Annotated in this window: 23 protein-coding genes, 4 tRNA genes and 1 pseudogene; 18 read left to right on the forward strand and 10 right to left on the reverse strand. The window is 48.6% G+C overall.

Annotated features, from left to right (window positions below; translation table 11 throughout):
- Positions 1 to 40: 40 nt before the first annotated feature.
- Positions 41 to 2,803, reverse strand: a complete 2,763-nt coding sequence (locus ACTHTG_RS03765; RefSeq protein ID WP_004520833.1) for a TonB-dependent receptor domain-containing protein — start codon at positions 2,801 to 2,803, stop codon at positions 41 to 43.
- Positions 2,804 to 3,188: 385 nt separating this feature from the next.
- Positions 3,189 to 3,650, reverse strand: coding sequence for a c-type cytochrome (locus ACTHTG_RS03770; RefSeq protein WP_004520832.1), 462 nt, complete (start codon positions 3,648 to 3,650; stop codon positions 3,189 to 3,191).
- 132 nt (positions 3,651 to 3,782) lie between these two features.
- Here ACTHTG_RS03770 and ACTHTG_RS03775 point away from each other — a divergent pair, with 132 nt between their 5' ends.
- The 6 genes from ACTHTG_RS03775 to ACTHTG_RS03800 all read left to right on the forward strand — a co-directional run bounded on the left by ACTHTG_RS03775 (position 3,783) and on the right by ACTHTG_RS03800 (position 9,132).
- Entirely contained in the window at positions 3,783 to 4,607 is an 825-nt protein-coding gene (locus ACTHTG_RS03775; RefSeq protein WP_049335582.1) for an SDR family oxidoreductase, read from the forward strand.
- A gap of 113 nt (positions 4,608 to 4,720) precedes the next feature.
- Positions 4,721 to 5,194, forward strand: coding sequence for a Fur family transcriptional regulator (locus ACTHTG_RS03780; protein ID WP_004520830.1), 474 nt, complete (start codon positions 4,721 to 4,723; stop codon positions 5,192 to 5,194).
- Positions 5,182 to 6,111 carry a CobW family GTP-binding protein gene (locus ACTHTG_RS03785; RefSeq protein ID WP_003682934.1) on the forward strand — a complete coding sequence of 310 codons (930 nt, stop codon included), beginning with the start codon at positions 5,182 to 5,184 and terminating at the stop codon, positions 6,109 to 6,111. Before ACTHTG_RS03780 ends, ACTHTG_RS03785 begins: the two co-directional genes overlap by 13 nt.
- A gap of 97 nt (positions 6,112 to 6,208) precedes the next feature.
- A complete protein-coding gene (locus ACTHTG_RS03790; RefSeq protein WP_039862485.1) occupies positions 6,209 to 7,264 on the forward strand; it encodes an ABC transporter permease subunit in 1,056 nt (351 codons plus the stop codon).
- Between the two features lie 36 nt (positions 7,265 to 7,300).
- The gene (locus tag ACTHTG_RS03795; protein ID WP_004520828.1) at positions 7,301 to 8,341 is read left to right on the forward strand and encodes an ABC transporter permease; all 1,041 of its coding nucleotides are present in this window, start codon (positions 7,301 to 7,303) and stop codon (positions 8,339 to 8,341) included.
- Positions 8,342 to 8,451: 110 nt separating this feature from the next.
- Positions 8,452 to 9,132 carry a sulfite exporter TauE/SafE family protein gene (locus tag ACTHTG_RS03800; RefSeq protein WP_003680951.1) on the forward strand — a complete coding sequence of 227 codons (681 nt, stop codon included), beginning with the start codon at positions 8,452 to 8,454 and terminating at the stop codon, positions 9,130 to 9,132.
- 86 nt (positions 9,133 to 9,218) lie between these two features.
- Here the strand turns inward: ACTHTG_RS03800 and ACTHTG_RS03805 are convergent, their stop codons facing one another.
- The 3 genes from ACTHTG_RS03805 to xseA form a co-directional block, all read right to left on the reverse strand.
- Complete coding sequence (locus ACTHTG_RS03805; RefSeq protein ID WP_004520827.1) at positions 9,219 to 10,028, reverse strand: sulfite exporter TauE/SafE family protein; 810 nt, start codon at positions 10,026 to 10,028, stop codon at positions 9,219 to 9,221.
- Position 10,029: 1 nt separating this feature from the next.
- Positions 10,030 to 10,809, reverse strand: a complete 780-nt coding sequence (pssA, locus tag ACTHTG_RS03810) for a CDP-diacylglycerol--serine O-phosphatidyltransferase (protein ID WP_004520826.1) — start codon at positions 10,807 to 10,809, stop codon at positions 10,030 to 10,032.
- Positions 10,810 to 10,932: 123 nt separating this feature from the next.
- Positions 10,933 to 12,282: an exodeoxyribonuclease VII large subunit gene (xseA, locus tag ACTHTG_RS03815; RefSeq protein ID WP_049344148.1), complete on the reverse strand. Its 1,350-nt coding sequence runs from the start codon at positions 12,280 to 12,282 to the stop codon at positions 10,933 to 10,935.
- 181 nt (positions 12,283 to 12,463) lie between these two features.
- Here xseA and lpxK point away from each other — a divergent pair, with 181 nt between their 5' ends.
- The 12 genes from lpxK (at position 12,464) to rfaD (ending at position 20,783) form a co-directional block, all read left to right on the forward strand.
- Positions 12,464 to 13,474 carry a tetraacyldisaccharide 4'-kinase gene (gene lpxK, locus ACTHTG_RS03820; protein ID WP_049335618.1) on the forward strand — a complete coding sequence of 337 codons (1,011 nt, stop codon included), beginning with the start codon at positions 12,464 to 12,466 and terminating at the stop codon, positions 13,472 to 13,474.
- 64 nt (positions 13,475 to 13,538) lie between these two features.
- A complete protein-coding gene (locus tag ACTHTG_RS03825) occupies positions 13,539 to 14,204 on the forward strand; it encodes a hypothetical protein (protein ID WP_049344150.1) in 666 nt (221 codons plus the stop codon).
- Between the two features lie 49 nt (positions 14,205 to 14,253).
- The gene (locus ACTHTG_RS03830) at positions 14,254 to 14,829 is read left to right on the forward strand and encodes a DUF2059 domain-containing protein (protein WP_049335588.1); all 576 of its coding nucleotides are present in this window, start codon (positions 14,254 to 14,256) and stop codon (positions 14,827 to 14,829) included.
- 94 nt (positions 14,830 to 14,923) lie between these two features.
- Positions 14,924 to 15,106 (forward strand): Trm112 family protein, encoded by a 183-nt coding sequence (locus ACTHTG_RS03835; protein WP_003679524.1) that lies wholly within the window; start codon positions 14,924 to 14,926, stop codon positions 15,104 to 15,106.
- Positions 15,103 to 15,864, forward strand: coding sequence for a 3-deoxy-manno-octulosonate cytidylyltransferase (gene kdsB, locus ACTHTG_RS03840; protein ID WP_004520817.1), 762 nt, complete (start codon positions 15,103 to 15,105; stop codon positions 15,862 to 15,864). The genes ACTHTG_RS03835 and kdsB overlap by 4 nt, the downstream gene beginning before the upstream one ends.
- 11 nt (positions 15,865 to 15,875) lie before the next feature.
- Positions 15,876 to 16,394: a hypothetical protein gene (locus ACTHTG_RS03845; RefSeq protein WP_004520816.1), complete on the forward strand. Its 519-nt coding sequence runs from the start codon at positions 15,876 to 15,878 to the stop codon at positions 16,392 to 16,394.
- Between the two features lie 72 nt (positions 16,395 to 16,466).
- Entirely contained in the window at positions 16,467 to 17,114 is a 648-nt protein-coding gene (gene adk / locus ACTHTG_RS03850; RefSeq protein WP_003746105.1) for an adenylate kinase, read from the forward strand.
- Positions 17,115 to 17,222: 108 nt separating this feature from the next.
- Entirely contained in the window at positions 17,223 to 17,954 is a 732-nt protein-coding gene (gene pyrF / locus ACTHTG_RS03855; RefSeq protein ID WP_049335590.1) for an orotidine-5'-phosphate decarboxylase, read from the forward strand.
- A 13-nt stretch (positions 17,955 to 17,967) separates the two neighbouring features.
- Entirely contained in the window at positions 17,968 to 18,186 is a 219-nt protein-coding gene (locus tag ACTHTG_RS03860; RefSeq protein ID WP_004520812.1) for an NADH dehydrogenase, read from the forward strand.
- Complete coding sequence (locus tag ACTHTG_RS03865) at positions 18,171 to 18,635, forward strand: hypothetical protein (protein ID WP_004520811.1); 465 nt, start codon at positions 18,171 to 18,173, stop codon at positions 18,633 to 18,635. The genes ACTHTG_RS03860 and ACTHTG_RS03865 overlap by 16 nt, the downstream gene beginning before the upstream one ends.
- 41 nt (positions 18,636 to 18,676) lie before the next feature.
- Positions 18,677 to 19,639 carry a D-glycero-beta-D-manno-heptose-7-phosphate kinase gene (gene rfaE1 / locus ACTHTG_RS03870; RefSeq protein WP_004520810.1) on the forward strand — a complete coding sequence of 321 codons (963 nt, stop codon included), beginning with the start codon at positions 18,677 to 18,679 and terminating at the stop codon, positions 19,637 to 19,639.
- 139 nt (positions 19,640 to 19,778) lie between these two features.
- Entirely contained in the window at positions 19,779 to 20,783 is a 1,005-nt protein-coding gene (gene rfaD, locus ACTHTG_RS03875) for an ADP-glyceromanno-heptose 6-epimerase (RefSeq protein ID WP_039862484.1), read from the forward strand.
- Between the two features lie 226 nt (positions 20,784 to 21,009).
- On the opposite strand, the pseudogene ACTHTG_RS03880 reads toward rfaD, so the two are convergent.
- The 5 genes and pseudogenes from ACTHTG_RS03880 to ACTHTG_RS03900 all read right to left on the reverse strand — a co-directional run.
- A pseudogene (locus ACTHTG_RS03880) lies at positions 21,010 to 21,305 on the reverse strand (transposase); the annotation flags it as partial.
- A 146-nt stretch (positions 21,306 to 21,451) separates the two neighbouring features.
- A tRNA-Leu gene (locus ACTHTG_RS03885) sits at positions 21,452 to 21,541 on the reverse strand.
- A gap of 21 nt (positions 21,542 to 21,562) precedes the next feature.
- A tRNA-Cys gene (locus tag ACTHTG_RS03890) sits at positions 21,563 to 21,640 on the reverse strand.
- A 10-nt stretch (positions 21,641 to 21,650) separates the two neighbouring features.
- Positions 21,651 to 21,724: transfer RNA gene (locus ACTHTG_RS03895), tRNA-Cys, on the reverse strand.
- A gap of 31 nt (positions 21,725 to 21,755) precedes the next feature.
- Positions 21,756 to 21,831, reverse strand: a tRNA-Gly gene (locus tag ACTHTG_RS03900).
- Positions 21,832 to 21,927 lie beyond the last annotated feature (96 nt).

A 21,927-nucleotide genomic window follows, 5' to 3' on the forward strand; every position in this document is an offset into this window, starting at 1 on the left:
TTTTTAATCAGTGCAATATGAAGAATGCTGATGGATAGGTTTAGAACTTATAACTGATGGTAAACAGCAAAGTCCTGCCGCGCGCATAGTTATTCAAGACGGAGCGTGTCGTGCCGCCATATTTGCCATTGCATAAACCGTTGGCATCGCATTCGACTTCCTCATCATCTAAACCACCTTTTCTTTCAAATACGCTGAAATAGCGCTGGGTTGCGGCATCGTTTGCGGAATCCAGAGGATCGATATAGCGCTTATTGAACGCATTTTGAATGTCGAAACGAAGGATAAGGTTTTTCTTCGGTTCATAATTGGCATAGAAATCAAAAATCAGCGGCTGTCTGTTGATGCTTTCTGTTTTTTTGATCACCCTTCTGCCCATTTGGTGTGAAGAGTAGGTATTGGCACCGGTTGTCCCGTCAACAAATTCCTCCTCAGTCGTCGCCCGTGTACTTTTGCCGTAATAGCGCATAATGCCGCCGATAGTCAATTTATTGCCCAACCATCGGGACCCTAATTCAAACCGACCGTAATCTCGGGGTAAGCGGGAAATTTTGCTTAAGCCGTAGCCTTGTTTGATTTGGTCTTCTTTAGAAGAGTTGCGGGGCGATTCGCTGGCATCGCTATAATTGGTCGGCTGGTTGGTTTTTTGATATGCGTAAGACAGGGTTGTAAAAAAGCGGCCGAAATCATAGTTCATTTCCACTTCCAAACCATTTTTATGGACAGGTTTGGCGTAGTTTCGATGCTGGATAGAGTATTGCAGGCCGGTACTGGTTACCCAGCTGGGTGCTTTATCCAAATCCCACCATTTGCCATAAACATTGTGGATATAGTTGTTTATCCTGCTGCGATAGGCGACCAGTTTGAAACCCAATACATCGTCCGGCTTGAAAATCCCTTTTTTGAAGGTATTGAAGCCTATTTGGTAAGTATTGGCCTGTTCCGGCTTGAGGGCGGTATTGACGCCTGAGTCGCCGATTTGTGAAAAATACATTTCTTGAATATTCGGCATTCTATGCGTACGCGAATAGCTGATAAACGGCATAAAGTAGTCGTTGACATTGATGTTTAATGCCACCGAATGGTTTACCGCATGCTTTTTACCGGATTTGGTATAAACCGGTTCGTAAAGGTCGCAGCTTGGCGTGCAATGCTGTTTATAAATTTCAGAATCTTCTCCAAATGCTTTTTTAAAGTCTTCTTGGGTATTGAAGTAGTCGGTATATTCGCCCTTGTAGCGGTAGTTGACCATATTGGCGCTGTAATTCAATTGATAAATGCCTTTTTTCAAGGAAGTATCAAAATAGAACGTATTGAATTTTTGCTGGCCTGAAGGTTGCAATATGGTTGATTTTTGAGGAAATATTCCTTTGTCTCCTTTGAAACGGCCTAAAAAGCTGTACAGGCCGGCATCTTGATCCGGGCCGTCGTAAAACAGGCTCAGCTCTTCCGGAAAGCGGTTTTTACTGTATTGGTTTTTAAAGAAATTGAAACCGACGGTAGCTTTTAAATCTGTTTTTTGGGGAAGTTTGAAAGAAAAGCTGTTGTTGATATCCAAAAGATTGGCTGTGTTTTTGGTTTCCAAATAATCAAGCAGCCCCCATCCTGAAAAACGTGAGTTTTTCGGATATTTTTGTTTTCCCAAATTATGGGCGGCCAACACGTTTAAATCGACATAATCGCCAATGTTTAAGTTGTAATTGGCTTGGTAGTTGCGGTTTTCTACTTTGCGGCTGCCGATACGGTTGTTCATGGTACGAAGCTGAAGGTCCAGCTTGTTGTTGTCGTTTTCGTATTCCACTTTGACCAAATGGCTGTTTGAGCGTTGTTGCAGGCTGGTAGGATCGATTGGGGTCAGATCCCATTGCGGTGCCAAATTCTCTTTCCAGCTTCTTTCCAAGTCATCGACATAATCTCTTTGCAAAACCTCAGGATCGTTATATTTTTTGGAGAAAGGGTAGTCCCAATAGCTTTTACCGACCGCATTGCGCTTGGAAAAGTCACGGACCCAGAGATTTTGTTCGTGGTCGAATTTCAATAAATTGCTCTCAAAATATTCTTGTTTTTTACGATCCAGATATTCCTCGCCAAAATTGCCGATACGCTGACCGCCACCGCCTACTTTATAGTTTTGCTCGACATTACGGTGGCTGTAACCATATAACGCACCAAGGCGCGCTCCGCTGTCAAACCATTTTTGTACCGCTCCGGTTGCCATAAAGTTGCTTTTGGTGCTGTTTGTGCCGGTCAATCCTTTGGTCAAGAGGCCGAAGGTATTGTTTCCGTGTACTACATCGTCTACCCGTAAAGTACGGAAATTGGCTGTACCGGATAAGGTATTGATGCCGTTGGCACCCGAGAAACTGCCTTTGGTTACATCCACGCCGGCAATAAAATTGGGATCCAGTGCCGTACCGAATTGTGAGGAGCTGCCGCTGCGTCCGGCATCGGCAGAAGTGGAATAGAAGGTTTGGGTTACGCCGTCAACCATCGTATTGACACGTCCCAAACCGCTATCGCCACGGATATTGACCGCCAATACGCCTGATCCTTTGTCTTGTTGGGTGAAAACGCCGGGCATGCTCCGCACGATGGTATCGATGTTTTCGCTGGATTGATAAACGCGTTCACGCGAACTTTTGGCTTGGCCTTCGGTAAAAACTTTTTTCTCTTTGGCAATGTGTTTACCTTTGACTTGAATTTCATCAAGCTCTTGAGTTGAAACCTCGTCTTCTGCGTGTGCGATACTGGTTATAGCCAGTAAAGATAATGTTAGTAGATTTAATTTGAAATTCGGATTCATGATAGTTACCTCAGAAACGAAGTAGATACTTTATAACATATTATTAAACTTTACAAATATTTAGATAATGGTTTTTATTTATTAAAAAATAAAGCAGATTCTTGTTTCAGGAGATAATCCAAGCGCATATGATTAATCTGGCTGAAAAGATAAAGCAGGTCTGAATTTGAATTTGATTGGTTGAGAAGAAGGGAGATTTAATTGAATTTAAACAGCCGGAAGAAGAAAATTTGATTGCGATATGTGAACTGGGCCGTTAGTTTCAAATGAAACCGGTAAAAAACATGAAATGCAAAATATAAAGTTAATATAGAAAGATTTGAAGTCAGTTGAAGAAAAGGCCGTCTGAAAATGATATTTCAGACGGCCTTTATTGTTTTAAGCCTTATTCCGGACCGCGGAATGTGTCGTGGCAGGATTTGCAGGTTGCACCGGTTTCGCCGTAAGCGGCTTTGATTTCTTCCAATTTGCCGGTTTGTGCGGCGGCGTTGAGTTTCTCAACTGCAGCGGCAAATTTTTCTTCTTCGGCTTTGAAGGTTGCCGTGTCTGTCCAGATGGCAGGCAGGGCGCGGCCGTTGCCTTGAGGGTCGGATTCAAACAGGGTGAACGGTTTTTTGCTGTTTTCGGCGAAGGTTGCGGCGGCTTGTTTGAATTTTTCTACGTCGTAAGGCTCTTCGTCTTTGACCATTTTGCCCATGCGGGTAAACTCAGGCATCATGGATTTGAACGCGGCCGTACGGTCTTCGGAAATAGGGCCTTTAGGCTGGGAAGGCGCGCTGCTGCCGCCGCAGGCGGAAAGGGTAAGCGCCACTGCTGCCAAAGCAACAGGGAGAAAACGGGTTTTCATATGGAGTGTGTCCTATTGTAATGATATGATTATCGTTAAATTTAAAATCAGCCGGCCAAACTCTCAGGCCGTCTGATAAGGCGTTATCATACCTTAAACCCAAGTCTGAAACGAGTACAGAAAGGAAACGATATGGCAATTTTGATTACCGGGGCATCGGCAGGATTCGGCGCGGCAATGTGCCGTACTTTTGTTGCGGCAGGCTATCATGTCATTGGCGCGGCACGGCGCGAAGACAAATTGCAGCAGTTGGCAGAGGAATTGGGCGAGCAGTTTTACCCTTTGGAAATGGATGTTTCTCGTACGGAGTCAATTCAAAACGCTTTAAACAGCCTGCCTGAGCATTTAGCTGAAATCGATTGCCTGATCAACAACGCCGGTTTGGCTTTAGGTCTGGATTCCGCTGATAAAGCCGATTTTGGCGATTGGGAAACCATGATTCAAACCAATATCATCGGCCTGATTTTTCTAACCCGCCAGATTTTGCCGCAAATGGTAGCGCGCAAACAGGGCTACATCATCAATTTAGGTTCGATTGCCGGCAGTTATGCTTATTCCGGCAGTAATGTCTATGGTGCAACTAAGGCTTTTGTGCGCCAATTCAGTATGAATCTGCGCGCCGAATTGGCAGATAAAAATATCCGCATTACCAATATCGAACCGGGTTTGTGCGGCGATACCGAGTTTTCCAATGTCCGTTTCAAAGGCGACGATCAGCGTGCGGCCGAGGTTTATGAGAATGTCGAGTTTATCCAGCCGCAAGATATTGCTGATACCGCTTTATGGCTCTATCAGCGTCCGGCGCGGATGAACGTCAATTCCATCGAAATCATGCCGGTTGCCCAGACCTTTGCAGGCATGAAAGTTTACCGCGATGAGCCTGCTCCGGTGAAGGAAGAAACGTTTGAAAAACAAAGTATGTCTTTGTTTGGAAAAATTAAATCTTGGTTTAAGTAATCGGCATCAGGCCGTCTGAACGTTTCAGACGGCCTCTTTGTTATCTGAAATTGAACAAACACGTTATAATGTAATTTTTTATTAACAAGGCCGTCTGAAAGGCTGTTTCAGTTATGAACGTAATCAAACAAAAAATCTTAGAACAAGCGCAGCGCGATGGTGTGCAGGTAACCGCTTTGCGCGAGCAAGTGCTTGATATTGTTTTGAAACAAAGCGGCGTGATTAAAGCCTACAACGTTCTGTCGCAGATGCAGCAGCAAAGCGAGGGCGTGGTTGCGCCGCCGACGGCCTACCGCGCCCTTGATTTTTGGGCGGAGCAGGGCGTTTTGCACAAAGTGGCGGCGGTCAACGGCTATATTCTGTGCAGCCACGCGCAGCACGAGTGCAATGACCATTGCCATGACCACGAAGAAGCCGAAGCGCACCACAGCGCGTTTATTTTGGTTTGTACCGAATGCGGTACGGCAGATGAGCAGACCTTGAGCCAAGAATGGGCGGCATTGCGTGCAGGCGTGGCGGAAACTGGTTTCTCATTAAAAGAAGAACATGTTGTTTTAACAGGAATTTGTAAAAAATGTCAGAAGTAAAAAAGACTAAAGTCCACCTGATTTCAGGCTTCCTCGGAACAGGCAAAACCACCGCCCTTAAAAGTCTGATGGCACAAAAAGACCCGAATGAAAAATGGGTCATCATTGTCAACGAATTTGGCGAAATCGGCATTGACGGCGCCGTCTTGAGCGACAACGGCATTCCCGTGGCAGAAATCGCCGGCGGCTGTTTGTGCTGTACTGCCGGCGCGCAAATGGGTACGACCGTACAAAAAATGCTGCGCGATGCCCAACCTGACCGCTTGATGATTGAAGCCAGCGGTTTGGCACACGCTGCCAGCGTTATCGACGAATTGAAAGCCAAACCGCTCGACAGTATGCTAGAAATCGGCGCCGTCTTTACTGTTGTCGATCCGCGCCAATTCATTAATCCCGATTACGCGCAACAAGCCTTGTATAAAGACCAAATCGGCATTTGCGACGTATTGGTCGCCAGCAAAACCGACTTGTGTACGCCGGAGCAACTGGCCGAATTTCATGATAAAGCGGCCAAGCTGTTCCCGCCTAAAGCCAAAGTGGTTGAAGTACAAAATGCGCAACTTGACATCCAATGGCTTGATATTCCCGTTGTCGAAAAATCGCGCTACCGCCTCAAAGCCCTGCCGGACAACACCATGGGCTTCCAGTCGCAAGGCTTTACTTTCCCTGCCGGACGTGATTTCGATGGCGAAAAACTGACTGATTTCTTCAACGACCTGCCTAAATTTACAGACGGTCTCGTGCGTGCCAAAGGCGTGTTCCAAGTGCTCGGTACATGGGTATGGCTGAACTGGGTGGACGGTCAATGGGGCGCAAACCAAGTTTCATGGCGCCGTGATTCCCGCTTTGAGCTGATTGCCAAATCGTTTGACGCGGATTTGATTGAGAAGAAATTGCAGGAGGCGTTGGAGAAGTAAATCATCGGCCAAACGCTTATTAATCCGTTACTATATGCCGTCTGAAGTCAGCGGTTTCAGACGGCCTTCAAATCAAAAAATAGAGGAACACTTAACCATGTGGCGTTATATCTTTCATCGTTTGCTCCTTTTGATTCCCACGTTGTTGGGGATTTTGGCGATTACCTTCGCTGTGATTCAGTTTGTTCCCGGCGGTCCGGTGGAGCAGATGGTTCAGCAGCTGACGCAGGGCGCGGTTGGCGGCGAGACGGCGGGACACAGTATGCCTGGAACTTTGGCCAAAAACGGCAACCGCATCAGTGCGGAAGATTTGGCCGCGCTGAATGCTTTGTACGGTTTCGACAAGCCACCTGTGACGCGTTTTGTGGATATGGTATGGAAATTTGCCCGTTTCGATTTGGGCGAGAGCTTTTTCCACCACCAAACCGTATTTGAGTTGGTAAAAGAGAAAATGCCGGTATCGATGAGTTTGGGTTTGTGGACGTTCTTCCTGACTTATTTGATATGTATTCCGTTGGGTATTGCCAAGGCGGTCAGGGATGGCAGCCGATTCGATACGATTACGGGGATGATCATTTTGGTCGGCTATACCGTACCGCCGTTTGTCTTGGGCTTGGTGTTGCTGGTGTTATTTGGCGGCGGCAGCTTTTTTGCCTGGTTCCCGCAGGGTGGCTTGGTTGGTGATGATTTTGATACGCTCTCTTGGGCAGGTAAAGTCAAAGATTATTTATGGCATATGGCCTTGCCGATTACCGCTTCGGTGGCAGGCAACTTGGCGGTGATGACCGTATTGACGAAAAACGTGTTCCTTGAAGAAATCCGCCGTCAATATGTTTATACCGCGCGAGCCAAGGGCTTGCCTGAGAAACAGATTTTGTGGAAGCATATTTTCCGCAACGCCATGATTCCTCTGATTACCGGTTTCCCGGCTGCATTTATCGGCGCATTCTTTACCGGAAGCCTGTTGATTGAAACGCTGTTCTCGCTGGATGGTTTGGGTTTGCTGTCTTACGAGGCAGTGATGAAACGTGATTATCCTGTCGTAATGGGTACGCTGTATGTATTCACGCTGATGGGGTTGTTGGCTAAACTGGTGTCGGATATTTCTTATTCATGGGTCGATCCGCGTATTCACTTTGGCGGACAGAAATAAGGCCGTCTGAAAATATCTTCAATCCATTATTAAAGAATGTTTCGAACCATGAAAAAGAAAAAATCTACTTCAAACCCTACTTGGCAAGCCTTTAAGCAGCATAAGCGCGGTTGGTTGGCTTTGCGGATTTTGGCCGTTTTGTTTGTCGTCACTTTGCTTGCTCCTTTGTGGAGCAACGATAAACCTTTGTGGATACGCTATCAGGGCGAGTATTTCTTCCCCTTGGTAAACGAATACAACGAAACCACATTTGGCGGCGATTTCGATACGCCTGCGGATTATCTGGATCCGCTTATCCGCCACAACATTACTTCAGACGGCAATTTTGCCCTTTATCTGCCCAATCCTTACGATGCCGATACTTTAAACGATTTTGATACGGCACCCGATCCGGCCAAACCGTCCGAACGGCATATCTTGGGAACGGACGACCGCGGCCGTGACCTGTTGGCGCGCTTGGTTTACGGTTTCCGCGATTCGCTGTTGTTTGCCTTGGTGTTGACTGTGGTGACTACCGTAATCGGCGTGGTTGCAGGCGCGGTACAGGGTTATTTCGGCGGTAAAACCGACCTTCTGATGCAGCGTTTTATCGAGGTTTGGGGCGGTATGCCGGAGCTGTACCTCTTGATTATCCTGTCTTCGTTTTTTAATCCGGGGCTGTTGATTTTGCTGGTGTTGCTGTCGCTTTTCGGCTGGATGGGCTTGTCCGACTATGTCCGTGCCGAGTTTTTGAAAAACCGTCAGACCGATTATGTTTTGGCGGCGCGCGCGATGGGTGTGGGCAACCGTGAAATCATGTGGCGCCATATCCTGCCCAACAGCTTGACGCCGGTATTGGCTTTCCTGCCTTTCCGTATTTCCGGTGCCGTACTTGCCCTGACCAGTTTGGACTTCTTGGGCTTGGGCGTACCTGCCTCACAGGCAAGCTTGGGCGAGTTGCTGGCGCAAGGCAAAGACAACTTGGACGCGTGGTGGATCGGTCTGTCTGCCGTTGCTACGCTGACGGTAATGCTGCTTTTGCTGGTCATGATCGGCGAAGGTTTGCGTCAGGCATTTGACGTACGCGCACGCAGTTAATTGCTTTTCTAAAGCGTGAAGAGGGTGGGCGGAAAAGCTTATCCTGCACTCTTAGGGCCGTCTGAAAAGTTTCAGACGGCCTCATCCATTCGTTTGAATCATTAAAAACCATGAATCAAGAAATCACATTTCTTACTCTTTTTCTGCTCGGCTTTTTTGGCGGAACGCATTGTGTAGGCATGTGCGGCGGATTGAGCAGCGCATTTGCTTTACAGCTGCCGCCACATTTAAACCGAATCGGGCTGATTGTATTGTTGAACTTGGGGCGTATCAGCAGCTATGTCGTCATCGGCCTGTTGGTCGGTTTGGTCGGGCAGGTCGGCATTTCCTTGGACGATACGCGCGCGGTTCAAAACGGTTTGTATATTGCCGCCAATGTTTTGCTGCTTTTGCTCGGTCTGTATCTTGCCGGTATTTCGACTGCCGCAACCAAAATCGAAGGCATCGGTAAACCGATATGGAAACGCCTGAATCCTTTGCTGAACAAATTGCTGCCGATTAAATCAGTGCCTGCCTGTTTCGGCGTCGGCGTGCTTTGGGGCTGGCTGCCTTGCGGTTTGGTGTACAGCGCGTCTTTGTATGCTTTGGGCAGCGGCAATGCCTTGCACGGCGGGCTGTATATGCTGGCGTTTGCATTGGGGACCTTGCCGAACCTGCTCGCGATGGGCATATTTGCAGCGCAGTTGAAAACCTTTCTGCAAAAACGCATGGTTCGTTTGTGCGCCGGATTGTTGGTGGCAGGATGGGCGATATGGCGCTTGGCTGTATTTGCGATGGGGCAAATCGGGTAAGGTAAAAAGGTTTTATTTAGTCTGTTGTTTTGCAATTAAAAAGGCCGTCTGAAAGAATTTCAGACGGCCTTTTTCACAAGAAAGATTTAATGTATCAAATTCCAAGCCATCTTGGCGGCAATCAGCAGCAACATGATGCCGAAGGCGATTTTGAGTTTTCGGGCGGGCAGCTTGTGCGCCGTTTTTACGCCGAGTGGAGCGAAGAGGATGGTGGCAACGCTCAAAATGGCTACGGCCGGAAGATAGATAAAGCCTGCCGCGCCTTCAGGCAGGTGGGCAACATGTAAACCGTTGGCAAAATAGCCGATGGTGCCGGCAATCGCAATCGGCCATGCCAGACCTGAAGATGTGCCGATGGCGCGGTGTGCCGGAAAGTTGCAATATAGTAGAAATGGAACGGATAGCGAACCGCCGCCGATACCGACCCAACTTGAAGCCGCCCCAAAAAGCGTACCCACGGCTGTCAGGCCGTGGAGGGCAGGCAGGGTGCGTGAAGGTTTGGGTTTGGAATCGCGTAGGGTTTTGACTGCGATAAAGGCAAGAAATGCAATAAAGAAAACTTGCAAAGCCAGCGTCGGCATATATTTTGCCGTTACCGCGCCGAGGAGTACGCCAAGTATCATGCCCGGCGTCATTCGGCGGACGGTCGCCCAATCAATGGCGTGCTTTTTATGTTGGGCGTACATACTGGAGAAGGTAGTAAACACCATGACGGCAAAGGAAGTGCCGATGGCAAGATGCTGGGCATAGGGGTGGCTGCCTATGCCTTGCAGCTGCAACGCCCATAAGACAACGGGAACAATCAACGTGCCACCGCCTACGCCGAATAGTCCGGCAATAAAGCCCGCTGCGCTGCCGACGGCGAGCAGGGCAAGGATGATGTCCCAAGACCACATTTCAGACGGCCTTGTCGTGTTTGTGTGCTTTATGGCGTTTTTTAAACCAACGGATGACTGCCATCACATAACCGGACAGGCTGTAACCGAGGAAAAATAGGAAGAGGACGAGAGAAGGCTCCCAGTTGATGAGCAGCAATACCAACACGGCCAACACCATGCCCATAAACGGTACTTGGCGGCGGATGTTGATTTCTTTGAAGCTCCAAAACGGAATCTGCACAATCATGGAAATGCCGGCAAACAGGGTAATGCCCAATGCCCACCAATGCACGCCGGGGAAGCGTTCGATGCTGTGGTTGACCCAAATCAGGCCGACAATCAACGCAGCGGCGGTCGGGCTTGGAACGCCGATAAACCAGCGTTTGTCGACTTTGCCGATAAGCGTGTTGAACAGTGCCAAACGCAGAGCGGCGCAGGCGCAGTAGATAAAGGCGACGGAATAGCCGATTTTGCCAAACTGCCAAAGTTGCCATTTGTAGGCAATCAGGGCAGGCGCGACGCCGAAACTGACCATATCGGCGAGGCTGTCGAGCTGTTCACCGAATGCGCTCTGGCTGTTGGTCAAACGTGCAACGCGTCCGTCCATGCCGTCGAGCAGCATGGAAAGGAAAACTGCAATCGCCGCCGTTTCATAACGTCCGTGCATGGACTGTGTAATGGCGAAGAAGGCGCAAAACAGTGCGGCGATGGTAAAGGAATTGGGCAGCAGGTAAATGCTGTTTTTGCGGATGGAATTGCGTGGTGGAATCGGATTTTCTGTATTTTGTGAGTTGTCCATAATGTTTCCGTATATGCTGCGGGTGCAGATGAGGCATTATACCGCATTGGCAGGTTAAGGATTTTTAAAAGGCAGACATAGTTTCACTTCAATCGCATAAAGTTTCAGACGGCCTTTATTTTGTCAGTCAAACAACTCGCCCTGAGCCTGCTCTTTGGTCACGCGTACGTCGGTTTCGCCGTCGGCAAAAGTGATGTGCAGTTTCTGCCCTTGTTTCAATGTATCGGCATTGCGGATGACTTGTCCGCGTGTGTTTTTGACGACGGAGAAACCTCGCTCCAGAATATGCTGCGGCGATACGGCTTCGAGCAATGCGGCTTGGGCGATCAGGCTTTGACAGCGTTGGACAAGCAGCTGGCGGAAGGAATGCGACAAGGCCGTCTGAAAGCGGTCGATGTTGTGTTTGTAAATGGAAACATCAGGACGGCAATGTTTCAGGGTTTGGGTTTGGCGTTCAAAACGGGCGGTATGGGCACGGAGGTTTTGCGTCATCGAGTAAGACAGCGTTTGCGCCAGCTTGCTGATTGAAGCGCGCTGATCGTCAAGTTTTTGGCGCGGGTGACGGATTTGCCGCGCCAACCAGTCGAGTTTTTGGCTGGCATCGAAATAACGTTGCTCCAAAACGGTTTTCAGACGGCCTTGCGCTTGGGCTAGACGATGTAACGATTCTTGGCGGTTGGGGCTGACCAGTTCTGCCGCGCCGGTCGGCGTGGGTGCGCGTACGTCGGCGACGAAATCGGCGAGTGTGAAATCGGTTTCGTGGCCTACGCCGCTGACAACGGGAATTGCGCAGGCTTCGATGGCGCGCACAACCGGTTCTTCATTAAACGCCCACAAGTCTTCAATGCTGCCGCCGCCGCGACAGACAATCAGCACGTCACATTCGGCGCGTTGCGAAGCGGTTTTAATCGCTTGAGCAATTTGCAACTCGCTGCCTGTGCCTTGTACGGGCGTCGGATAAACGATAACGGGGATTTCGGGTGCGCGGCGGTTTAAGGTGGTCACGACATCGCGCAAAGCTGCCGCCGCCAGGCTGGTGACGATGCCGATACATTGCGGACGGGCGGGCAGAGGTTTCTTGCGTTCCGCTGAAAACGCGCCTTCCGCCTGCAACTGCGCCTTCAATCGCTCATAGGCTTCGTAAAGCTGCCCCAAGCCTTTGAGCCGCACCTCGTTCACCGTAATCTGAAATTCACCCCGCGCTTCATAAATACTGATTCTTCCTGATACCTCGATATGGTCGCCTTCTTTCAAAGGCTTCGCCAAGCGCATGGCCGCACCCTTAAACATCGCGCAACGCACCTGAGCGCGGCTGTCTTTGAGCGAGAAATAATAATGTCCGCTGGCAGCACGGGTCAGGTTGGATACTTCGCCGGCAATCCACAAGCCTGCGAGATGGTCTTCCAACAAGGCTTTGGCGAGGGCGTTGAGTTCGGATACGGAAATGGAGGAGGGCGCGAAGAGTTCGGACATTGCGAAACAGGAAAAATTTGGGAAAGTTGAATTATAAGGGTTTTAGAGCGATTCGTTGTATTCGTTTTTATGAAACTTGCGCCCTTTGTTTTAATATTATCAAAGGCGCATGTTCAGACGGCCTTGCCTGGGCGGGCTTGTGTTATATTATCGTTTGATTTTCGCTTCAAAAGCCGTGCGTATGCCCAAACTCCACCAAATTATCGAACGCCATTGGCAATCCCCCAATCCGTTTTTGTCTTTGCTGTTAAAACCATTGTCCAAGCTGTTTGCCAAAATTGCGGCGAAACGGCGCGATGATTTTGTTTCAGGCCGTCTGAAAAGCGAAAAATTGCCTGTGCCTGTGGTGGTAGTCGGCAATATCCATGCAGGCGGAACAGGGAAAACGCCGATAGTCGCTGCGCTGGTGTCGGGTTTGCAGGAAAAGGGCGTTAAGGTCGGTATCATCAGCCGAGGTTATGGGCGCAAGAGTAAGGCGGTTCATGTATTGAATACAGCCAGCAGTGCGGCAGATGCAGGCGACGAGCCTTTATTGCTGTTTCGCCAAACCGGTGCGCCGACGGCGGTAGGCAGCAGCCGTGCAGAAGCAGGCAGGGCATTGCTTGCAGCGCATCCGGAGCTTGAATTGATTGTGACCGACGACGGCTTGCAACATTATGCCTTGCAGCGCGATATGGAAATTGCCGTATTCCCGGCGGCGGATACGGGGCGGACGGATTTGGATTTACTGCCCAACGGCAGCTTGCGCGAACCTTTGTCGCGATTGGCTTCCGTTGATGCGGTCGTCGTCAGTGGCGGAAAGGCAGATGCGGCATTTAAGCCGTCTGAAAATATGTTTGTCAGCCATATTGAAACAGGGCGGATTTACCGGTTGAACAGGCCGTTTGAGAAATTGGATTTGGAAGGCTTGGGAAATCAAACCGTCGCTGCCGTCGCCGGTATCGCCAAGCCGGAACGTTTTTTCAATACGTTGCAAAGCATGAATATCGCTTTGAAACAAACCGTTGCCTTGCCTGATCATGCAGATATTACGGCCGCGGATTTACCGGACGCAGATGTGGTGATTATCACGGAAAAGGATGCAGTCAAATTTTCAGACGGCCACGGTTTGAATCATGTGTGGGTCTTGCCTGTTTATGCGATAATTGAGCCGGACTTGGCGGCGTTTGTATCCGCGAATGTTTCAATCTAAATGCTTATAGATGTTTCACAGATGTTTTAAAGATGATCTTCAAACTACGCAATAGGAGTAAATCATGAAGTTAAAATATTTGTTGGTCGCTTGCGCAGCTTTATTTGTATCCACTCAAAGCTTAGCTGCTAAACCAAGTGATGAATCTGCAATGAAATGGTTGGAAATTCAAGGGATAAGCAGTAATTATAGCGAGAAAGTACAACGTTCTTTAGAGATGGTGAATAAAGAGGACAATGAACGCTTGTTAACGATGACGCCCAAAGCTCAAAAAGCGCAGATGAAGGCGGTCATCAGCCGTTATATGAAAAACATGCAAGACGATTTGAGCCGCCCTGAGTTGAAAAAACAATGGTTGGATGAAGAAAAGCGTGCCGTACAGAAAGTATTCACACAAGAAGAAGTGGATGTAACCAACCGTTTTTTCTCTTCGGCTCAGGGAAAAAATATTTTGAAAAAGATAAGAAGTTTCCAACAGCATGGTGGAAATCTTGAGGATATGTTGAGCCAATCGGATATAGAAAAGATGACTGAAGCATTTGGGCATGGTGCCGGTAAGTCTGCGCTCGAGAAAATTAAGCATTTCGATAAGCTGAGTGATGAGATTATCCACAAAACCATGAGTCAAAACTACCTCAATGCAAGCGATAAATATACGCCTGCTTTTGAGGAGCAAACACATGGTATTTTATGCGAAGGCAACAAACATTTGCCGAAGTGTGCCAAATAATTTTCCGACTATCTGAAAATATTTATTTTTTGTTGAAAGGTAGAAAAAGATGAAGCTGAAAACCTTATTATTACCCTTCGCTGCGCTGGCATTGTGTGCCAATGCGTTTGCCGCGCCGCCCAGTGATGCGTCGCTGGAGCGTTTGTTTGAGGTGCAGAAGATGGATGCTCTGTTAGACCAGTCTCTCCAAAGCGTTGGAGGTATTGTGCTTTCTGATCCGAATGTACAGAATCTTTGGAAAGATGCGCCGGAAGACAAACGTCCTCAGTTGGAAGCAGTCTTGAAAAAATATACAACTCAATTGATTGCTGAAATCAATACACCGCAAGTGCGTGCCCAGTTGCATAAAGCGGCTTTGGAAGGCATAAAGACGGTTTATACTCAGGAAGAAGTCAACGCATTGATTGACTTTTACGGCACTGCAGTGGGTCAATCAATACTCGCTAAAACTCCACGCTATCTTGAAGCAACAATGACCCCAATATTGAGTATCATCACCGAAAAATACGAAAAATCCAGTCAAAACGCAAACTTAGCCCGTGAAATCCGTCAGATCATGTGCAATGGCAAAAATCCTGACCAAGCTTGTACACAGCAAACGAAGAAAACGGCACGGAAAAAATAATGCCGCTTGAGGCCGTCTGAAAACGAGTGCAGCAAGTTTCGCCAAAACGAGCAAAGTGATTTTCGCTAAAACCACCAAACCAGAAAGTAACCCCATGGAAAAAAAATTCTTAGACATCCTTGTTTGTCCTGTTACCAAAGGCAAACTCGAATACCATCAAGACAAACAGGAATTGTGGAGCCGTCAGGCAAAGCTGGCTTATCCGATTCGTGACGGCATCCCTTATATGCTGGAAAACGAAGCACGAGCGTTGAGCGAAGAGGAACTGAAAGCATGACCGAATTTGTCGTATTGATTCCGGCGCGGTTGGATTCTTCACGTCTGCCGGGCAAGGCTTTGGCCGATATTCACGGTAAACCGATGGTTGTACGTGTTGCCGAACAAGCAGCGAAAAGCAAGGCCGCGCATGTTGTCGTTGCCACCGACCATCCTGATATTCAGACGGCCTGTCAGGCGCACGGTGTCGAAGTGGTCATGACTTCTAATCAACACGAAAGCGGTACAACGCGTCTTGCCGAAGCGGCCAATACGCTGAAACTGCCGCAGCATCTGATTGTTGTGAACGTACAAGGCGACGAGCCTTTAATCGATCCCGAACTCATCAACCGTACGGCTGAAGTTTTGGTTGAAAACAATGTGCAAATGGCGACCGCCGCCCACGAATTGCACGATTTTGACGAGTTTATGAATCCTAACGTTGTCAAAGCCGTCCTCGACAAAAACCGCAACGCCATCTATTTCAGCCGCGCCCCGATTCCTTATCCACGCGATGTGATGCGCTCTGAAAAACGTGAATTGCCTTCAGAAACAGCTGTCTTGCGCCACATCGGCATTTATGCCTATCGTGCAGGTTTCCTGCAACGCTATTCCGAAATGGAAGTTTCTCCTTTGGAAACCATTGAATCTCTGGAACAATTGCGCGTCCTGTGGCACGGTTATCCGATTGCTGTTGAAATTGCCCAAGAAGCGCCAGCCGCCGGCGTGGATACACAGGAAGATTTGGACAGGGTAAGGGCTGTGTTCGAGGCCGTCTGAAAGGAAAAAACATGAATGATTTACGCCATTTGAGCCGTGACGAACAAAAACTGCTTGCCGATGTCGCTTTGCTGGTCAAAGACGACGATCAAGAGTTCAACTACGAAATGTTGAAAGTGGCCGCGCCCGACGAGGCCAGCGGCGAATTTTGGTTTCGCATGGCAGAAATGCTCAGCACCCTGCCGCCCAACCAATCCTTAGATTTGCGCATGACCGGCGGACGGTTGGCGGTCGCCGTATCGATTTTATCGGTGTTGTTGCAGGAAAGCCCCGATATTCCCCAGCTTTGGGCACAAAAAGTGATTGCGCTCAACTATCTGGCACACGGCCATCGGACACGCGCCCTCGGTTTAGCGCAACAGCCGGATAAAGCGGCAGAAGCCAACGAGGAAGAATATTTGGCAAAAGCCTTGTCCCAAAACCTACTTTCCACGTTGAAAGACGCATTGGAACGCTTCCCCGAAGACAGCTGGTTTATCGAAATGCGCGATGATGCGTGGCAGCACTTTGGCTCAGAGCAGGCCGTCTGAAGTTTTGAACGATAAACGCAAGGCGTGTAGAATTAAACAAACATCAAATCCATAAACCAAGAAGGACTCATCATGAAAGTATTATTGTTGGGCGCACCAGGCGCCGGCAAAGGCACACAGGCTCAATTCATCACTGCTGCATTCGGCATTCCTCAAATCTCTACCGGCGATATGCTCCGTGCTGCCATCAAAGCAGGCACTCCGCTGGGTTTGGAAGCAAAAAAAATCATTGATGAAGGCGGTTTGGTACGCGACGACATCATTATCGGCATGGTCAAAGAGCGTATTGCCCAAGACGACTGCAAAAACGGTTTCCTGTTTGACGGTTTCCCACGCACATTGGCACAAGCCGAAGCGATGGTTGAAGCTGGTGTGGATTTGGACGCGGTTGTTGAAATCGACGTACCCGACAGCGTGATTGTCGACCGCATGAGCGGCCGCCGCGTGCATTTGGCTTCCGGCCGTACTTACCACGTTACCTACAATCCGCCTAAAGTTGAAGGCAAAGACGACGTAACCGGCGAAGATTTGATTCAACGCGACGACGACAAAGAAGAAACCGTGAAAAAACGCCTTGCCGTTTACCACGAGCAAACCGAAGTTCTGGTTGATTTCTACAGCAAACTGGAAGGCGAACACGCGCCTAAATACATCAAAGTCGACGGCACCCAAGCAGTAGAAGCCGTGAAAGCCGAAGTATTGAAAGGTTTGGGCAAATAAGTTTTGCTGAAGTAAAATCATGAGGCCGTCTGAAAAAATATTTTCAGACGGCCTTTTGTGTACAAAAGCTGTTAAAATCGAAGCTATAACCGTTTCCGCAGGCATCTTATGAATCCCTTGATCTCCGACTTCCAAACTCAGCAACAACGTACTCCCGTTATCGTCGCCCTTGATTTTGCCAACGAAAAAGATACGCTCGGATTTGTCCGCAATCTTGACCCGGCATTGTGTCAAATCAAAATCGGCAAAGAGCTGTTTACCGCAACCGGCCGTAATTTGGCAGAAAGCTTAATCAATCAAGGTTTCAAACTTTTCCTCGATTTGAAATACCACGATATTCCCCACACAGTTGCTCAGGCCTGTAAAGTTGCTGCCGATATGGGCGTTTGGATGGTCGATATGCACGCCTCCGGTGGCCGCCGCATGATGGAAGCTGCAGCAGAAGCCGTTGCCGGATATCAAACCAAGCCGCTCCTAATCGGCGTAACCGTGTTGACTAGCATGGAACAAAGCGACTTGTCCGAAATCGGTTTGAACATCGCCCCTGAAGAACAAGTCATCCGCTTGGCGAAACTGGCGCAAAGTTCAGGCTTGGACGGCGTGGTATGTTCCGCTCAAGAAGCCGCACCATTGCGTCGTGAATTGGGACAGGATTTTGTCTTGGTCACACCAGGTATCCGCTTGGACGTTGCAGGCAATAATGACGACCAACGCCGTATTATGACACCGGCCGAAGCATTGGCTGCCGGTTCAACCTATTTGGTAATGGGCCGTCCGGTAACCAAAGCTGCCGATCCGGTAGCCGTATTGCGTGAAGTCAATCGAGTAGCCAACGCTTAAGGCCGTCTGAAGTATGAAGACGATTGTGATTGGTGCGACAGGCGCAACAGGAAAATCCTTGTTGCCTTTACTTGCAACCAGTTCAGAGGTTGAGTCTATCGACTGCTTCGGTCGCAGACATCCTGATTTTACCCACCAAAAGCTAAATAGCCATCAGATTGATTTTTCTCAGCCTGATGATTGGCGCGATGAAGTACAGGATGATTGTTTGCCTGCTTGGGAACAACCCTGAAAGCAGCAGGAAGTAAAGAAGCGCAATGGGCAATTGATTATGAGGCAAATCTTGAATTTGCCAAAGCCGCACGAGAAAACGGCGTCAATACTTTGGTTTTGATTTCCGCTTCCGGTGCAAATTCTGCTTCGCGCCTGTTTTATCAACGGATGAAGGGCGAATTGGAGCAAGCAATTATCGCTTTGAATTTTCCTCACCTTATTATTTTCCGCCCGCCATTGCTGATTCGTCCGAACAGCGACCGCTTGGGCGAAAAAATAGCAGAACGGATTTTTCGCGTACTCAACCGCATCGGCATGCTGAAAAACCAACGTCCACTTGCTGTCGAAAAATTGGCGCAAGCCATGCTGAAAGCAGCGTTGTTGTCATCTCATGAACAGGCGTCGTACTCGAAAAACCATATGCAGGTATATGAGCCTCAAGATATTTTTAGGCTGTTAGATCAATAAACCGATAACAAGCCTTACACAGAGATTTTAATGGAGCCAGTATGGTAACCAAGTTCCAACAAGAAACCCTCAAATCCCGTTTTGCACAAGCCAAAGTCCTTGTTGTCGGCGATGTGATGCTCGACCGTTATTGGTTTGGCGATGTGTCCCGCATTTCTCCTGAAGCCCCTGTGCCGGTGGCGAAAATCGCCCGTATCGACCAGCGGGCGGGCGGGGCGGCAAACGTTGCGCGCAATATCGCTTCATTGGGCGGCAAAGTAGGGCTGTTGTCCGTGACTGGCGATGATGAAGCTGCAGATGCGTTGGACGCATTGATGATGCAAGACGGCGTTGCTTCCTATCTGATGCGCGACAAGCAAATTGCGACTACTGTCAAATTGCGCGTTGTTGCCCGTAATCAGCAGCTTATCCGACTTGATTTTGAAGAATCGCCTCATCGTGAAGTGTTGGAACAAATCAAGCATCAATATTGCGAAGTGTTGCCTGAATACGATGCCATTATTTTTTCAGATTACGGCAAGGGCGGCCTGTCGCATATTTCCGATATGATCGATTGGGCGAAACAGGCCGGTAAACCTGTTTTAATCGACCCCAAAGGCGATGATTACGAAAAATATGCCGGCGCTACGCTGATTACGCCTAACCGTGCAGAGTTGAAAGAAGTGGTGGGTAGCTGGAAAAACGAAAATGATTTGACTGAAAAAGCCCAAAACCTGCGCCGTCATCTTGATTTGACCGCGATTTTGCTGACCCGAAGTGAAGAGGGTATGACCCTGTTCAATGAGGGCGAGCCGATTTATCAGCCTACACGGGCCCAAGAAGTCTATGATGTATCGGGTGCAGGCGATACCGTTATTGCCGGAGTGGGCTTGGGTTTGGCCGCTGGTTATACCATGCCCGAAGCGATGCACCTTGCCAATACTGCGGCAGGTGTTGTCGTGGCAAAACTTGGTACAGCGGTTTGCTCGTTTGCCGAATTGACTAAGGCATTGGAAGAGCAATAATTGCGGTTTCAGACGGCCTTAAAATCTAAAGGCCGTCTGAAAATAGAGTTGGAAAATAATCCAGACAGACAAGTTTTTATTTTTAGACAGCATGATTTCTTCAAGGCCGTCTGAAAAATCAAAATAAAGGAAATTCATTATGACCATTATCGTAACAGGCGCGGCCGGCTTTATTGGCAGCAACATCGTCAAAGCACTTAACCAGCGCGGTATTACCGACATTGTTGCCGTCGACAATTTGAGCAAAGGCGAAAAATTTAAAAACCTTGCCGAGTGTGAAATTGCCCATTATCTCGATAAACACGAATTTATCCGTCAAGTGCGCGGCCATCTTCTGCCTTACGACGATATCGAAGCCGTTTTCCACCAAGGCGCATGTTCTGATACCATGAATCATGACGGCCTTTACATGATGGACAACAACTACCAGTACACACTTGATCTCTTGGACTGGTGTCAGGATGAACGCATTCCGTTCCTTTATGCTTCCAGCGCCGCAGTGTACGGCAAGGGCGAAATCTTCCGCGAAGAGCGCGAACTGGAAAAACCGCTCAATGTATATGGCTACTCTAAATTCTTGTTTGACCAAGTATTGCGCCGCCGCATGAAAGAAGGCCTGACCGCCCAAGTCGTTGGCTTCCGCTACTTCAACGTATATGGACAGCAGGAGCAACACAAAGGCCGTATGGCATCCGTCGCCTTCCATCATTTCCACCAATACCGCGAGCATGGTTATGTTAATCTGTTTGGCGCCAATGACGGCTACGGTAATGGTGAGCAAACACGCGATTTTGTCAGCGTAGAAGATGTTGCCAAAGTTAACCTTTACTTCTTCGATCATCCTGAGCTTTCAGGTATCTTTAACCTCGGTACAGGTCGTAGCCAACAGTTTAACGAACTTGCCGCCGCAACCGTCAACGCTTGTCGTGCGGCCGAAGGCAAGCCTGAAATGAGTTTGAAAGAGTTGGTTGAAGAAGAACTTATCCGTTATATTCCATTCCCAGATGCACTCAAAGGCAAATATCAGAGCTTTACTCAAGCGGATATTACCAAGCTGCGCGAAGCTGGGTATAAAGAAGAATTCTTGGATGTAAAACAAGGCGTCAGCCGTTACGTTAAATGGATGCTGGAGAAATTGGTTTAAGTCCTTCTGATTTGAATGATAAGGTCGTCTGAAAAAGGATTTTCAGATGGCCTTATCATTTTGGGAAATTTTAAAATGAGACCTTTGCAAAATTCCTTTTCCTTCCAGCAGCCGAAATCCAAACATAGATTTTCGACTGTTTTCGTTCCAAGTACCCACTGATTCTACTCAAACCCCCCTCTTTACTCTCCCCAGATACCTGATAATCAGGCATCCGGGCCGCCTTTTAGGTAACAACAGGCGCACTTAGCCTGTTAGCTGCTTTCAACAGGTTTAAACACATTGCCTTCAGATGGCTTTATGCACTCACTTTAATCAGACCGAAATAGGCTACCCGAGTGTAGCGGGACTTACGGTGCAGCGTACCGAAGCTTTGTTCGACCACATAACGGGTCTTCGATAGATGTCGGTTACGTTTGGTTTACGCTTCCATCAGCGGACGGTTGCGGTGGGCTTTGCGCATAATGCCGTCCAGCAAACGATGATTACCAGATGCTACCGGTCTTCCTCGTTGTCATAGCCTGAGACCTTTGCACGAGCTTGTCACATTTGACGCAAATGGCGCAAGTTAGATACAAATCAGGCACAAACAAAAAAGACAACCTTACAAATAAGCTGTCAATTAGAAATTTAGAATATTAGGTTTTTCAATAAATTCAGATATTTATTGGTGCCCGGAGCCGGAATCGAACCGGCACGGCCGGTTTAGGGCCGACGGATTTTAAGTCCGTTGTGTCTACCTATTTCACCACCCGGGCGTAGACAGTAAATTGAGAAATTGGAGGCGGGGGCGCGGATTTGAACCGGCCTGTATAAGGGTTGCACCCCTTATAGCATAAACACTCTGCCACCCCGCCATGAAAGGGATGGAGGCGAGAGTCGGAATCGAACCGGCGTAGACGGATTTGCAATCCGCTGCATAACCACTTTGCTATCTCGCCAAAACTACGTTTGAGTGTTGTAGTATGAAACTGGAGCGGGAAACGAGTCTCGAACTCGCGACCTCAACCTTGGCAAGGTTGCGCTCTACCAACTGAGCTATTCCCGCGTATTCGGATGCATGATTTAATGGAGCGGGAAACGAGTCTCGAACTCGCGACCTCAACCTTGGCAAGGTTGCGCTCTACCAACTGAGCTATTCCCG

Source organism: Neisseria sp. P0017.S009, from assembly GCF_051957375.1.
Lineage (GTDB): Bacteria > Pseudomonadota > Gammaproteobacteria > Burkholderiales > Neisseriaceae > Neisseria > Neisseria perflava.